General features: G+C 68.1%; 13 protein-coding genes and 1 other RNA gene. 4 read left to right on the top strand and 10 right to left on the bottom strand.

All coding sequences use genetic code 11. From position 1 onward, the window contains the following. Positions 1–107 precede the first annotated feature (107 nt). The 10 genes from ftsW to rsmI all read right to left on the bottom strand — a co-directional run bounded on the left by ftsW (position 108) and on the right by rsmI (position 11099). Positions 108–1391, bottom strand: coding sequence for a putative lipid II flippase FtsW (gene ftsW / locus I6U14_RS15510; RefSeq protein ID WP_296900425.1), 1284 nt, complete (start codon positions 1389–1391; stop codon positions 108–110). Beyond that, entirely contained in the window at positions 1388–2776 is a 1389-nt protein-coding gene (gene murD / locus I6U14_RS15505; RefSeq protein WP_296900424.1) for a UDP-N-acetylmuramoyl-L-alanine--D-glutamate ligase, read from the bottom strand. Before murD ends, ftsW begins: the two co-directional genes overlap by 4 nt. Continuing rightward, positions 2773–3855, bottom strand: a complete 1083-nt coding sequence (mraY, locus tag I6U14_RS15500; protein ID WP_296900423.1) for a phospho-N-acetylmuramoyl-pentapeptide-transferase — start codon at positions 3853–3855, stop codon at positions 2773–2775. The genes murD and mraY overlap by 4 nt, the downstream gene beginning before the upstream one ends. Positions 3856–4198: 343 nt before the next feature. Further along, complete coding sequence (locus tag I6U14_RS15495) at positions 4199–5770, bottom strand: Mur ligase family protein (RefSeq protein ID WP_296900422.1); 1572 nt, start codon at positions 5768–5770, stop codon at positions 4199–4201. Between the two features lie 2 nt (positions 5771–5772). After that, entirely contained in the window at positions 5773–7563 is a 1791-nt protein-coding gene (locus I6U14_RS15490; RefSeq protein ID WP_296900421.1) for a penicillin-binding protein 2, read from the bottom strand. Beyond that, positions 7553–7876: a cell division protein FtsL gene (gene ftsL / locus I6U14_RS15485; RefSeq protein ID WP_296900420.1), complete on the bottom strand. Its 324-nt coding sequence runs from the start codon at positions 7874–7876 to the stop codon at positions 7553–7555. The genes I6U14_RS15490 and ftsL overlap by 11 nt, the downstream gene beginning before the upstream one ends. Beyond that, positions 7873–8805, bottom strand: coding sequence for a 16S rRNA (cytosine(1402)-N(4))-methyltransferase RsmH (gene rsmH, locus I6U14_RS15480; RefSeq protein ID WP_296900419.1), 933 nt, complete (start codon positions 8803–8805; stop codon positions 7873–7875). Before rsmH ends, ftsL begins: the two co-directional genes overlap by 4 nt. An 89-nt stretch (positions 8806–8894) precedes the next feature. Continuing rightward, on the bottom strand, positions 8895–9350 hold the full coding sequence (gene mraZ / locus I6U14_RS15475) for a division/cell wall cluster transcriptional repressor MraZ (RefSeq protein ID WP_296900418.1): 456 nt from the start codon (positions 9348–9350) through the stop codon (positions 8895–8897). 451 nt (positions 9351–9801) lie between these two features. Continuing rightward, positions 9802–10207, bottom strand: an RNA gene (gene rnpB, locus I6U14_RS15470) — RNase P RNA component class A. Positions 10208–10253: 46 nt separating this feature from the next. Continuing rightward, the gene (gene rsmI / locus I6U14_RS15465; RefSeq protein WP_296900417.1) at positions 10254–11099 is read right to left on the bottom strand and encodes a 16S rRNA (cytidine(1402)-2'-O)-methyltransferase; all 846 of its coding nucleotides are present in this window, start codon (positions 11097–11099) and stop codon (positions 10254–10256) included. Between the two features lie 319 nt (positions 11100–11418). Between rsmI and I6U14_RS15460 the strand changes: the two genes are divergently transcribed. The 4 genes from I6U14_RS15460 to I6U14_RS15445 form a co-directional block, all read left to right on the top strand. After that, a complete protein-coding gene (locus I6U14_RS15460; RefSeq protein ID WP_296900416.1) occupies positions 11419–11790 on the top strand; it encodes a YraN family protein in 372 nt (123 codons plus the stop codon). Further along, positions 11787–12428, top strand: a complete 642-nt coding sequence (locus I6U14_RS15455) for a BON domain-containing protein (protein WP_296900415.1) — start codon at positions 11787–11789, stop codon at positions 12426–12428. The genes I6U14_RS15460 and I6U14_RS15455 overlap by 4 nt, the downstream gene beginning before the upstream one ends. Next, entirely contained in the window at positions 12421–13800 is a 1380-nt protein-coding gene (locus I6U14_RS15450) for an FAD-linked oxidase C-terminal domain-containing protein (protein ID WP_296900426.1), read from the top strand. The genes I6U14_RS15455 and I6U14_RS15450 overlap by 8 nt, the downstream gene beginning before the upstream one ends. Positions 13801–13929: 129 nt before the next feature. Beyond that, positions 13930–14782: sirohydrochlorin chelatase (locus tag I6U14_RS15445; RefSeq protein ID WP_296900414.1), on the top strand; the 853-nt coding region annotated here is incomplete at its 3' end.

The following is a 14782-nucleotide window of genomic DNA, read 5'->3' as shown; positions in this document are numbered from 1 at the left end:
TTGGCGAGGGGGTGGCAGGGGGTTAGTCTGGCCCGGCGGCGACAGGCTGGGGGGGGGGGGCGCCGCGCGCGCCGCGCGGTCCGCGGCCGTCGGCCGGCGGCGCTGCGTCACCGCCAGGCGGCCCCCCGTTCGGGGTGGTGGCGCTCGCGCAGCGGGCGGGAGGGCGGCGCGGCCCGCTCGCGATGGAGACCGCCCTCCGGGATCGGGTCCACCGAGCGGCGGCGGAGCTCGAAATCGACGCGCAAGAGCACGCCCGTGGCCATCAAGGCCACGATGAGCGCATTGCTGCCGTAGCTCATAAAGGGCAGCGGCAGACCCTTGGTGGGCAGCAGCCCCGTATTGACACCGACGTTGATGAACGCCTGCAGGCCGATGAGCAAGCCGAAGCCGTGAGCCGCATAACAGCCGAACATCTCGCCGCGGCGCCGCGCGCGCTCGCCAATGGCGAAGGCTCGCCAGGTGATGAAGGCGAAGACCGCCACCACCGCCAGCACGCCGAGCAGGCCGAACTCCTCGCCCACCACCGCCAGCAGGAAATCCGTGTGTGCCTCCGGCAGGTAGAACTGCTTCTGAATGCCGTTGCCCAGCCCCACGCCGAGCCATTCGCCGCGGCCGAAGGCAATGAGTGCCTGGCTCAGCTGATAGCCCGTGTCGAACGGATCGTCGAACGGATTGACGAAGGAAGTCACCCGTTGCAACCGGTAGGGCTCGACAATGATGAGCACCGCAAGCCCGATGGCCAGCAGCAAGCCGAGCAGGAGGAAGCTCAGAACGCTGACGCCGCCAAGGAACAGGAGCCCCATGGCGGCAGCAAGGATGACGGCCGTCGTGCCAAAGTCCGGCTGCGCCATGATGAGCACGCCGGCGATACCCACAGGCACCATCGGCCGCAGAAAGCCCATCAGGCTCGTGCGCACATCGAGCTCGCGACGCACCAAGTAGCCGCTCACATAGACCACCGCCGTGAACTTAATGAGCTCGGAGGGCTGCAGATTGAAAATTCCCAGCGCGATCCACCGTGTCGCGCCATTGACCGTGCGCCCTACCCCGGGCACCAGCAGCACCAGTAGGAGGCCGATACCAAGGAGCATCAGCAACGGACCGGCTTCCTCCCAAACCTTGATCGGCATGGCAAAGCAAACAGCACCGCAGGTGACCGCGAGCGCAAGGGCGACGCCGTGCCGCAGCACGAAAAAGAAGGGATCATCGTAGTTGCGGTCAGCCATGGGCATCGACGCCGAGGTGACCATGACGAAGCCGAGACCCAGCAGGAAAAGCACCGCCAGCAGCAGCCAGGCATCGAGCGCGGGCTCGCGGCGCTCATACCGGCGCCGACGTCGCAGCGCGCCGGAATGCAGCGGCCCGGTGTCCGCCGTGATGGCCCTGCTCATGGCACCCACCTCGCCACCGCTTCAGCGAAGGCACGCCCGCGGTGGCGGTAGTCGTCGAACATGTCGAAGCTGGCGCAGGACGGCGAGAGCAGCACGCAATCGCCAGGCTCGGCGAGTGCCGCCGCCTGGCGAACGGCGTCGTCCATATCTGCGGCACGATGCAGCGGCACCGTGTCGGCCAGCGCGACAGCGAGGTTGTCCGCATCGCGGCCGATGAGAATCACCGCGCGGGCGGCCCGCCTCACAGCCTCCGGCAGGGGCGAGAAGTCCGCATCCTTACAATCGCCGCCGGCGATGAGGATCGCCTTGCGGCGGCGTGGGTCCGGCACCAATCCGTCGAGCGCTGCGACAGTGGCGCCTGGGTTCGTGCCTTTGGAGTCGTTGATCCAGCGAATGTCGTTGTGATCTGCCACCAGCTCGCTGCGGTGCGACAGACCGCGGAACCGCCGGAGGACGTCGAGCATGGGCTCGCGGGGCAAGCCGCAGCGCTCGCCGAGGGCGAGCGCGGCCAATGCGTTGGCGAGATTGTGCGTTCCCGGCAGCACCATATCGTCTACCGGCAGCACAGGCTCCTCTCCGCGACAGATCCAGGCGGCCCCACGATGGTTGCAGACCCCCCAGTCCTCGGGGGTGGCCGGCGTGCTCAAGGTGAAGCCCGTCTGCTCGTTCACACCGGCCGCCAGCCGCACGGACGATGCATCGTCGCGGTTGACGACCGCGCTTGCCGCATGCCGGAAGATCCGCTGCTTCGCCGCAGCGTAGGCAGCCATGTCCGGATAACGGTCCATATGGTCGGGAGAGAGGTTGAGCACAGTCGCCACCAGCAGGGGCAGCGAATAAGTCGTCTCGAGTTGGAAGCTGGACAGCTCGATGACGTAGAGCTCGACGTCATCCGCGAGCAGACTCAGAACCGGCTCGCCGAGGTTACCGCCGACGCCGGTGCGCTTGCCTGCCGCCAGCGCCATCTGTCCCAGCAGCGTCGTGACCGTACTCTTGCCGTTAGTGCCGGTGATGCCCGCCACAGGCGCCTGCACCGCCTTCGCGAAGAGCTCCACATCTCCGACGACGGGTATGCCGCCGGCGACGGCCTTGGCCACTGCGGGCGTGCTGAGCGGGAGCCCGGGCCCGACAATGACCACATCTGCCGCGGCGAAGGCGGCGTCATCGAAGCCGCCCAGCATCACCGCCACATCCGGCAGCTCCGCGCGCAGGGCGTCGAGGGCAGGCGGTGCGTCCCGGCTGTCGGTGATGGCGACGGTAGCGCCGCGCCCGTGCAAGTAGCGTGCGCAGGAGAGACCGGTGGGCCCGAGGCCGACCACCAAAGCCTTCATGCCCGCAAGCGCCGCAGGCGTCAGGTTCGGGACTGAGGGGTTGGGGGCGCTCATCGGATCTTCAGGCTCGCAAGGCCAATGAGCACGAGCACCACGGTGACGATCCAGAAGCGCACGATCACGCGCGGCTCCGGCCAGCCCTTGAGCTCGTAGTGGTGATGCAGTGGGGCCATGCGGAAGATGCGCTTGCCCGTGAGCTTGTAGGAGGCCACCTGCAGCATCACGGAGACGGTCTCCAGCACGAAGATGCCGCCCATGATGAAGAGCACCAGCTCCTGCTTGGCCACCACCGCGATGGCGCCGAGCGCCGCGCCGAGAGCCAGCGCGCCGACGTCGCCCATGAAGACCTGCGCCGGATAGGTGTTGAACCAGAGAAAGCCCAGGCCCGCGCCAGCGATGGCGCCGCAGAGCACCGCCACCTCGCCCACGTCCGCCACATAGGGAATGCGCAGATAGTCGGCTATCTCTGTGTGGCCCGCGGCATAGACCATGATGCCGAGTCCGCCGGCCACCATGGCGGTCGGGACCACGGCGAGGCCGTCCAGCCCGTCGGTGAGATTCACCGCATTGCTGGCGCCGACGATGACGAAGTAGGCGAAGAGAATGAACAGAGGCCCGAGCTGGATGCTCACGTCCTTCAGATAGGGCACCAACAGCGCCGTCTCGCCCGGTGTCGTGGCGCTGAAGTAGAGGTAGAGCGCTGCGGACAGGCCGACCACCGTCTGCCAGAAGTACTTCCAGCGCCCGGGTAGGCCCTTGGGGTCTTTCAGTACCAGCTTGCGGTAGTCGTCGAAGAAGCCGATGGCGCCGAAGCCCATGGTGGTGATCAGCACTACCCACACGAGCCGGTTACTGAGGTCCGCCCACAATAGGGTGCTGACGCCGATGGCCACCAGCATGAGGGTGCCGCCCATGGTGGGGGTGCCGGCCTTGGAGAAGTGGCTCTCCGGGCCGTCGTTGCGCACCACCTGTCCGACCTTGTAGCTGCTGAGCCAACGGATCAGCGGCCGCCCCACCAACAACGAGATGCCGAGTGCCGTCAGCACGCCGAGGATGGTCCTGAGCGTCAGGTAGCGGAACACATAGAAGCCGCTGTCGAATTGGCCGAGCCAGTCGGTGAGCCAGAGCAGCATCAACAAACCCTCCGTAAGGGAAGGGCCGCGGGCTGAGGGCTGAGGGTAGGCGGTGCTTGGATAGCCGCGGCCAGACCCGCGCGGCGGGTCACTGAAAGCCCCGGGAGTCCTGGTGCCGAGGGCAGACGCTGCTCGCTCCGAGCTCCTCGCCCCTCACCCCCCCTTTCGTCCCTGGCAACCGGGCCGTGGCCGGCACAGCACTCCCCCCGAAGCACCGCAAACTTCCGGCCACGACCGTCGCCACGGCTGTCGGCGGCGGACCCGGGACCGCGGGCGCCGGCCGCCGACAGCCTCCCCCCGAACTCTGATCGATTCGACCCATTGAGCCACCGCACCCAAGCGCTCATGACCGTCGCCCCTCCCACTCGCCAAGCGCCTGGACCACCTGGGCGCGGTCGCTGAACTGCACCTTGAGCTCGCCCATGTCCTGGACGTTCTCGCTGCCCTTGCCGGCCACGAGTACCGCGTCATCGCGGCCCGCCCGGGCCAGGGCGGCACGGATGGCGAGGGCGCGCTGGTGCTCCACCAGAGCCGCATCCGGGCGCTGCATGCCGGCGAGGATCTGCGCATTGATCCGCTCGGCATCGTCGAAACGCGGATTGTCTTCGGTGACGATGACGAGGTCCGCGAGACGCTCGGCGACGGCACCCATCGCCGGACGCTCACCTGCGTCGCGGCCGCCGGCGCAGCCGAACACGACCATGAGCCGACCTCGGCAGTGGCTGCGGAGCTCGGTGAGTGCCTGCTGCAGGGCCGCCGGCGCATGGGCGCCGTCCACCACCACCAGTGGCAGCCGGCCGCCGCCGAAGGACTCCATGCGTCCGGGCAGACTCCGCACCGCAGCCACCCGCGCCAGCGCGTCGGGCAGCGCTTCGCCACGGCTCAGGAGCACCGCGAGCACCGCCAACAAATTGCCCACCTGGCGGCGGCCGATGATGCCGGCGGTGAAGCTGCCGCACCCCACCGAGGTCTCCACACTGACCCGAAGCCCATCGGCATCGGTACTCGCGGCCCGCGCCCCGACCCAGAGGTCGGCATCCGCCGGGGGCGGCTCCACGCCCTGGCCGTAGCGGGCAACGGCCACGCCGGGCGCGATGGCGGCCTCCATGCCAGCGCTGGCGGGGTCGTCGGCATTGAGTACCGCCCAACGCAGGTCCGGCGTACGAAACAACCGGCGCGTGGGCGCGGCGTAGACGCGCATGGCGCCTTGGTAATCGAGGTGGTCGCGGCTCAGATTGGTGCACACCGCATGACTCAGCGCGACGGCGCCGATGCGGCGCTGATCCCGTGCGTGGGAGGAGACCTCCAGCGCCACCGCGCGGGCGCCACGCCGCCGCAATGTCGCCAGCTCGCGCTGCATGGCCACCGCATCCGGCGTGCTGTGGTCCTCGGCTGCGGTCAGCGGATCATCCGGAAATCCGTGGCCAAGTGACCCCATCACAGCACAACGCAGTCCCGGTCGCGGCTTCGCCGCCGAAAGCGCCTGCGCGAGGTAGTGGCTGACACAGGTCTTGCCCACCGTGCCGGTGATACCGAACACCTCGAGCCCTGCACTCGGGTTCCCAAAGAATCGCGCCGCAATGTCTGCGGCGCGCTTGGCGAGGTTGGGCACCGGAATCACCGGCAGGGACAGTTCCGCCGCCAGGCGGGTCAGCTCCGCTTCGCCCCAGTCGGCGTTTGGCTCCGCGGCGATGGCGACGCAGCCGCGCTCGGCGGCGTCTTCCGCATGATGCAGGCCGTGCCTGCTCCGCCCACAACAGGCCAGGAACAGGCTACCGGGCACTGCGCACCGACTATCCAGCGTCACGTCTGTCACGCGCTTGCCGGATTCGACGGGCAGCACTGCGAACCCTCCCAGCAGATCTGCCAGCGGCCAATTCGGGGCGCTCACGACGGCGCGGACGGGGGCGGCCATGCTCATCGCTCGCCCTCACGCTTGAGGCCCGCGAGCAGAAGCTCCGCCTGTGGATCGTCCGGGGCCACGTTGTAGAGCCGCAGCGCCGCCTGCATGACCTTCGCGAAGGTGGGCGCGGCGACGATGCCGCCGTAGTACGACTCGCCGCGGGGCTCGTCCACCATCACCACCATGACGAACCTTGGCTGCGAGATGGGCGCCATGCCGGCGAATACGGATTGGTACTTGCCGGGGGCGTACCCTCTTCCGGTGGCCTTCTTTGCCGTGCCCGTCTTCCCCCCGACGCGGTATCCCGGGATCTTCGCTCGACGGGCGGTTCCCTTGTCGGACACCACGGTCTCCATCATCGCTCGGACCGCGCGAGCGGTCTCCACCGAGAAGACTCGCTCGCCCTCGGGTACCCTGTCGCGGCGCAACAGGGAGACGGGGAGGTGGACGCCATCGTTGGCCACCACCGCGTACGCCTGGGCCAGCTGCAATGAGGTCACGTTGAGGCCATAGCCGAAGGCCAGTGTCGCGTGCTCGAACCGCGACCAGCCGTCATAGTGAGGCAGGAACCCGCTGCGCTCACCCGGGAACTCGACCCCCGTCACGTGACCGAAGCCGAGTCTCCCGTAGGCCTGCCAAAGCACCGCCCGGTCCATGCGGTGGGCGATCTTGACAACGCCCACGTTGCTGGACTTGGTGATGACGGTGGTCGCGTTGAGCAGCCCATAGTTGCGGATATCGCGAACCCGGTTGCTGCCCACCTGCAGCACCCCCGGGGCCGTGTTCACCGGTGTACGCGGGTTGATGATCCCGGCCTCCAAGGCGGTGGCCACCACTAGAGGCTTCATGGTTGAGCCCGGCTCGAAGACATCCGTGAGCGCGCGGTTACGGCGATTTTCCACTGGCTCGCTGCGGGCCGCGTTGGGATTGAAGGCGGGCTGATTGACCATCGCCAGCACTTCGCCGGTGGTCACATCGAGCAAGACGGCGGTGCCGGACTTGGCGCGATGCTGGGCCACCGCGCGCTTCAATTCGCGATAGGCCAGGAACTGCAGCCGCCGGTCCAAGGACAGCACCACGTTAGCGCCGTGCGCCGGCGGCTTGATCTGTTCCACTTCTTCGACCACGCGACCGCGGCCATCCTGGATGACACGGCGTTTTCCCGGATCGGCACGCAGGCGCTCTTCGAACACCAGCTCGATGCCCTCCTGCCCGACGTCGTCCACATTGGTGAAGCCCACCACCTGCCCGAACATTTCTCCGCCCGGATAGAAGCGGCGGTACTCCGTATCGGTACCGATGCCCGCGAGGCGGTAACCGTCCGTAACGTCGCGCACCGCATCGGCGCAATGGGGCTCTACGCGGCGGCGCAGATACATGAAGCGCCGCCCCTGTTTCAGGTAGCTGTCGAGGCGTGCCGACAGGTCGGTTGCCGGCAGCTCCAACGCTGCAGCCAGATCCGGGATGGCCTCGCGGCGCGGCGCCAGCAATTGCGGATCAGCCCAAATGGTGGACATTGAGGTGCTGATGGCCAGCGGCTCACCATTGCGGTCCGTGACCATGCCGCGGCGGGCAGCGATTTCGCGCTCGCGCAGGAAGCGCTTCTCGCCCTCGTCGCGGAGGAATTCGTGCTCCAGCACTTGACGGTGGAAGGCCGCCGCCACCACGGACAGGCACGCCGCACAGAGCATTAGGCCGAGCGCCGCGCGGCGGGCGGCGAAGTTCGGGGGCCGACGGCGGGCGAGCTCGGCACGGCGTAGGCGCGCCTTCATGCGCTCGCGAGTGCTGCGGGGCTCAAAGCGCATCGTCTTGCTCCCGCGCCGTCACTTCCACAACGCGCACCTCGCCGCCAGCGGGCATGATCATGTCGAGCTGGGTGCGAGCGTTGTCTTCGATCCGGGTATGCGTGGTGAGCGCCGCTTCCTGGATCTGCAGCCGCCCCCATTCAACGTCCAGAGCGTCACGCTCGGCGCGCACATGCTGCAGGGCGCCGAATTCCTCACGGGTGAGGTATTTGACGTGGATCACGGCCACACCGGATATAAGGACAGCAGTGGCGAGCACGAAGGCCACGCTGAGGCCGGTGCGGTCGGCGCTGGCCTGGCGCTGATCGTTCACGCGAGCCGCTCCGCCGCGCGCAGCACCGCACTGCGCGCCCTGGGGTTGGCGCGGACCTCTTCCTCGCTGGCACGCACAGCACCGCCGATCGGTTTGAGCCGCCGCGGCACCTGGTCATCGGTGACAGGGACGCCCTTGGGCAGGGCTCCGCCGCGGGACTCATCGCGGATGAAGCGTTTGACGATGCGATCCTCCAGCGAGTGGAAGCTGATCACTACCAACCGCCCCCCGGCAGCCAGCAGGTCCAGCGCGCCGGCGAGCAGTGCTTTGAGCTCGTCGAGCTCAGCGTTGACCTGGATACGCAGGGCCTGGAAGGTGCGGGTCGCCGGATGCTTGCCGGGCTCGCGGGTGGGCACTGCCCGCTCGCACAGCTCGGCGAGCTGCCGCGTCGTGGCAATGGGTCGTTCCGCACGCGCCGTGCAGATGGCTCGCGCAATGCGCCTGGCGAACCGCTCCTCGCCGTAGTCCCTGAGCACTTGGGCGATGTCGCGCTCCTGCGCGGTACCGAGCCATTCCGCGGCGCTCGAGCCGGCGGCCGGGTCCATGCGCATATCGAGCGGGCCCTCGGCGCTGAAAGCGAAACCCCGTTCGGGGCTGTCCAGCTGTGGGGAGGAAACGCCGAGGTCGGCCAGCAGGCCGTCCACGCGGCGGGTCAGGCCGGCCTGTTCGACCAGCCCGGGCAGGTCGTGAAAGGCTGCGTGCGCGAGTGTGAGGCGCGGCTCGGCAGCAGCCAGCGCTGCGCCGGATGCGAGGGCCTCCGGGTCACGATCGGCTGCGAGCAGACGGCCAGCGGGGCCAAGGCGCTCGAGAATTGCGCGCGCATGGCCACCGCGACCGAAAGTGGCATCTATGTAGACGCCATCTGCTGTTACCCCCAAGGCCTGCATGCTTTCCCCCAACAGGACCGGAATATGTTCGCGCGACTCCATGCGGTCGTTTCTGTCTAGTTATCTCGGCCGCCACGCACAGAACGCTGCGGCCAGGTGATCTTTGCGCCGGAGGTGTCCTGCGTCCGGCGCTAGAGCCGGAAATCGCTGAGCTCCGGCTCTTCGGCCAAGGCCGCGGCGGCGATCTCGCGGTCGCGCCGCTGCTGTTCGGCCCAAGCGTCCTTGCGCCAGAGCTGATAGCGATTCCCCACGCCGATCAGCACCGCATCTTTCTCCAGACCGGCCAGCGTCCGCTGCGCCGGCGTCAGCAGTACCCGCCCTTGGGCGTCCAGCTTGGCGTGGCTCGCGTAGCCGAGCAGCGTGCGCTGCAACGCCTCGGTGGTGGGCTTGAGACTCGGCAGCTGATTCAACCGGTCTGCCAGCTCGTCGAAGTAGGGCTCCGGGTAGACCAGCAGTCGGTCACCGAGGTCCGCCGTGACCACAATGCGCGAGCAGCAGAACTCTTCCAGCTTGGCCCGCTCCGTCGCCGGGATGGCGATGCGCCCTTTCGCGTCGAGGCTGAGAAAGAATGTCCCGTAGAACCTCATGGCCCCCGACCACAACAGTTGCGCAGCTTGCCTCCCTACGACGCCCCATTACTCCCCACTTCTCCCCACCTGCTGGCCAGTTTAGGAGACCGTCCGCCCACGGTCAAGGGCCTGCGGGCCTTTTTTTCGTTGTCAGGTCAGAAACTTAACCACATGAGCTAAAGCTAATATTCAAACCATCAAAGCGCTAGTAATCAAGAAGATAATTGCCATATTTAAAGCTTGGAATGAGCACGCCATCGGCCTTTAACGTGCAGCCCGGGTGGGACATGGGACCCGATTGGGGGGAGAAGTGGGGAGGCAGGCCCAGGCACGGCAGAAGGGCGCAATAGATCGGTTGGCGCGCCCTTGCGTATGCCGACGCCGCGCGCGGCGGCAACAGCTGGAACCCGAGGGGCACGCCGCGTCAGCGGGCATTGCTCGCGTTGGCGAGGTTCTGCAGGAAACGTGAAGGGGGAGCCGGCCGATAAGCCGGGTTCTGTCGTGGGCAGCCATTCATCTGGGGCGTACGTCACCGCACGCCTCTTGCGACCTACCCGGGAGCACCCGCGGGCCGCGGGCCGCGGCGCCGGCTCTGAGACCGGGCCGTGTGCTCCCCTATTTGGTCTTGCTCCGGGTGGGGTTTACCGTGCCGCCGCGTGTTGCCACCGGCGCGGTGCGCTCTTACCGCACCTTTTCACCCTTGCCACCCGCCCGGGAACAACGCCCGGACGGGCTCGGCGGTCTGTTTTCTGTGGCACTTTCCGTGGGCTCGCGCCCCCCAGGGGTTACCTGGCACCCTGCCCTATGGAGCCCGGACTTTCCTCCCCCTTCGCCCGAACACGCCGGGACCGGAGGGCGGCTGCCTGGCCGACTCCCAATGACAGTGTACGCCAAACAGACAATCAGTAGTCGCGACCTGGCTCAAGCCTTCCGTGCGGCAAGTGCCCGCCGATAGAGGGCGTTGCGATTGCCGCCGGTGATGCGCGCGGCAAGGGCAACGGCCTGCTTCAGGGGCAGCTCGGCGGCGAGGATATCCAGAACGCGCTGCTGCTCGACCCTGGCGCGGTCGTCCTCGCCGCCGCGCGCCCCGGCCACCAGGATCACCACTTCTCCCATTTGCTGATCGGTGTCCGCTGCTACCCGCTCCGCCAGCGCAGGCAAAGCGCCATCCAGCAGGGTCTCGAAACGTTTGGTTAGCTCGCGGGCTAACACCGCCTTCCTGGGCCCGAGCACCGTGGCCATGTCTGCGAGCGTCGCCGCAGCGCGCCGGCCCGCCTCAAATAGAATCAGCGTCCCAGGCTCGGCCGCATTGGCACCAATCCATTCCCGGCGGGCTGCCGGCCCGCGCGGAGGAAAGCCGAGGAACAGGAAGCGGTCGCTGGGTAAGCCCGCCGCGGACAAAGCGCAGATGGGGGCGCTCGCGCCTGGCACAGGAACCACGCGAATGCCCGCCGCACGCGCGTCATGGACCAGGACATAGCCCGGATCGCTGACGAGAGGCGTGCCGGCGTCGCTGATAAGCGCGATGGATTCGCCGGCGGCGAGTCGACTGAGCAGCTTCGGCGCCTGGGCACCCTCATTGTGCTCATGGTAGGCGGCGAGGGGCGTATCGATGCCGAAATGCCGCAGCAGAGGTCGGCTATGCCGGGTGTCCTCGCAGGCGATGAGATCCACGTCGGCCAATACCCCGCAGGCGCGGGGCGTCATGTCGCCCAAATTGCCGATAGGCGTGGCCACCACGTATAGTGTCCCGGTTGTTTCGCCCACTGCTTCTCCGTTCAGCTGCAGACAGTCATGGCCTGGACGCCCCTATCGCCGCCACCGGCGGTGCCCGCGATGGGCTACATCAGCGCAGCGGGCGCCCGCCGTGGGCGCTGCGCAGGGGCGGAACCAACCGCAAGGCGGTCGCTGAAGAGGGATGCTGCGGACGCACTTTTCGCCGGCGCCGACACCCCAAGGCTGGCAGTGTGCTGTCCGCCATCGACGAGGGCAACCTCGGAGCGGCTTGCTGCGGGCCGGGTGGGCGCGGCGGCTTCGAGACAACTGGCAAGCGCGGGACAGCCCTAGCCGGGGAGCTGCAGCGATCATGCTCAGACTGAGCCGACGCAACAAGCGCGCCGCAGGCGCCCGCTACGAGACGCAGGCGCGCCGCTACCTGGAGGCCCAGGGGCTCACATACATCGCCGCCAACGTGAGCTGCCGCCAGGGAGAGCTGGACTTGGTCATGCGCGACGGCGGCACCCTCGTGTTCATCGAGGTGCGCTACCGCGCGAGTGAGCGCTTCGGTGGCGCCGCTGCCAGCGTCGACCGCCGCAAGCAGGCACGGCTCCTGGCCGCGGCGGGCTATTATCTGAGCCGTCACCCGACTGATCTGCCCTGTCGATTCGACGTCGTTGCCATGGATGCCAATGGTATTACGCAGTGGATCCGGCACGCCTTCGATGGAGCCTTCGCATGAACGGAGCCCCGAGCCTACACCGTCTCGCTCTAGCCGCGCTGCTGTTGGGCGCGGCCGTCGTCAACATCGGCCTAAGCGGCTGCGCCCCTGTGGTGGTCGCCGGTGCCACTTACAGCGCCGCCGTGGTCTATGATCGGCGCAGCGCCGACGTGGTCATCGACGACGAGGTCATCGAGCTTCAGGCACGCGATGCCTTCTTCAAGAATCCGGACCTCAGCGACCGCAGCCAGCTAAAGGTGACCAGCTACAACCACACCGCACTCATCACAGGTCAGGCTGAGACCGCGCAGGTTGCTGACCGCTTTGCGCGCGTCGTCGCGCAACTCCCCAAGGTCAAGCAGGTCTACAACGAGGCGGAGATTGGCCCCGAGATCGGCATCGGCCAGCTGGGGAAAGACGCCATTTTGACCTCTCGGGCCAAGCTGGCCATCCAGTCCATCAAGCTCCCCGGTTTCGACGCCCTGCGGGTCAAGGTGGTCACCGAGAACGGCGTGGTCTACCTCATGGGCCTCGTGACGCCGGAGGAGGCGGACGCCACCGCAGAGAAGGTCCGCCGTATCCCCGGCGTGCAGCGCGTGGTGAAGATCTTTGAATACATCGAGCCTAAACGCCCCCGCCAGCCCAGCGACACTGCCTGATTCGGCGCGGCGCGCGCTGTCGGACGCCCTCGGCGCCGACGCTCTGCTCACTGATCCCGCCGACTGCTGGCCTTACGGCTACGACAACAGCCGCCGCCAGTGCCTGCCACAGGCCGTGGCCTTCGTCACCAGTGCCGAGCAGACCGCTGCCATTGTGCGCATCTGCAACGAGCACCGCGTACCGCTCACCGCCCGCGGGCTCGGCACCGGCACCACCGGCGCCACGGTTCCGGAGCCCGGGGGCGTGGTGCTGTCATTCGAGCGCATGAACCGTATCCTCGCCATCGACCCGGCGAATCGCATCGCCGTGGTGGAGCCGGGCGTGGTGAATGACGACCTGCAGCGCGCGGCGGCGGCGCACGGCTTCTTCTGGCCGCCGGACCCCACCAGCGCCGCCGTCTGCACCATCGGCGGCAACTTAGCCTACAACGCCGCGGGGCCCAAGGCGGTCAAGTACGGCACCCCGCGGGAGAACACCCTCGGGCTCACGGCCGTCACCGGCACCGGCGCGGTGCTGCGCACCGGTGTGATGACCACCAAGGGCGTGGTGGGCTACGACCTGACCCGGCTCATCATCGGCTCCGAGGGCACGCTCGCCCTGGTAACTCAGGCAACGCTCAAGCTCACGCCGCTGCCGGAGGCCAAACGCACGCTGCGCGCCACCTATCGCGATATCCACAGCGCCGCCGCGGCGGTGGCCGCCATCATGGCCCAGCCTATCACCCCGTGCGCGCTCGAGTTCATGGACGCCGCCGCCATCGACATGGTGCGCCGATTCTCGGACCTTGGCGTACCGGACGGGACCGGCGCGCTCTTGATGATCGAGGTGGATGGCCCGTCAGACTGCGTCGGCGCCGCCGCCGAGGACGTCGGCGCCGCCGCCCGCAACGACGGGCTCATAGAGCTTGCCGTTGCCGCCGACAAGGACGAGATCGCCGCGCTCTGGCGAACCCGTAAGGCGTTGTCGCCAGCACTGCGCCACGTCGCGCCGAAGAAGATCAACGAGGACGTGGTAGTCCCCGTAGCCCGCATCGCCACCTTCATCGATGGCCTGGAGCACCTCTCGCGCGAGCACGCCATTACCATCGTCAACTTCGGCCACGCCGGCAACGGCAACATCCATGTCAATCTGCTGGTGAACCCGGATGACGCGGGCGAGATGGCCCGTGCCGGCGTTTGCTTGAGTGCCGTCTTCGACCTGGTGGTAGAGCTCGGCGGCACCCTCTCCGGTGAGCATGGCGTGGGGCTCGAAAAACGCGACTTCGTCGAGCGCGAGCTGGACCCCGTGGCCATGGATCTGATGCGCGCCATCAAGCGCCAGTTCGACCCTAACGGTATCCTGAACCCGGGCAAGGGCCTGCCTCCGGCTTGAGCGCACGCTCCAATCGAGACGGCTAAGGAAACGCTGCGTGAATACGCATCGATCTTCGGTGCCGCGCCGCTGGCAAGATCCGGCCGTCGCCTCCATTACACGGGCATCGTCAAGCTTCCAGCGCAGACCATGATGCTCCTCCTGCTCGACAACGGCTCCCGCCGCCCCGCCGCGACCCTGAACCTCCGCCGCCTGGCGCGCCACCTGGGCGAGCGCTTGGGCAGCGAGGTCCAGCCCGTCTCCGCCCAGCATTCCTCGCGCATCCCGCCCGAGCAGCTCGACGGCGTGCCGGCGCAGACCCTGGAGCCCTTCCTGCGCCAGCATGCCGCCGCCGGCGAGCGCAGCTTCGGCATCGTGCCGCTGTTCTTCGGGCCGAGCCGCGCCATCAGCGCCTTCGTGCCGGAGGTTGCCAGCCGCGTCGCAGCTGAGCACGGACCCATCGAGATCCGGGTGGCCGAGCCCCTGTGCCCGCTGCCGGTGGGCGAGCCGCTGCTGGTGGACATTCTCGCCGACAATGTGCGGGCCGCGCGGGAGGGGCTCGGCTCGACAGCGGCGGATGTGCTGCTGGTGGATCACGGCTCGCCGTTGCCGGCGGTGACCGCCGTGCGCCACTGGCTGGCGGAGCACCTGGCAGCAGAGCTGAGCCAGGGGGCAGGCGGAGGTCTGCAGGTGAGCGAGGCCGTCATGGAGCGCCGCGAGGGCGCCGAGTACGCCTTCAACGGCCGCTTGCTCGCGGAGATACTGGCGGACATCGGCGGCTCGGCATCGCTGCAGCAGCCCCGGCACGTGGTGCTCGCGATGCAGTTCATCTCTCCAGGGCGGCACGCGGGGGCGGGCGGCGACATCGCCGAGATCGTCGCCGAGGCCGAGGCGGCCCACCGTGGGCTCAGCGTGCACAACAGCAGGATCATGGGCGAGCATCCGCGGGTTGTCGACGTGCTTGCCGCACGCGCGACGGGCATAGGGGATTGGTTAACCATCG

It is taken from the genome of Thiohalocapsa sp. (assembly GCF_019695415.1).
Lineage (GTDB): Bacteria > Pseudomonadota > Gammaproteobacteria > Chromatiales > Chromatiaceae > Thiohalocapsa.
Note: the sequence above shows the minus strand (reverse complement) of the source record. Positions and strands in the feature narration are given on the sequence as shown.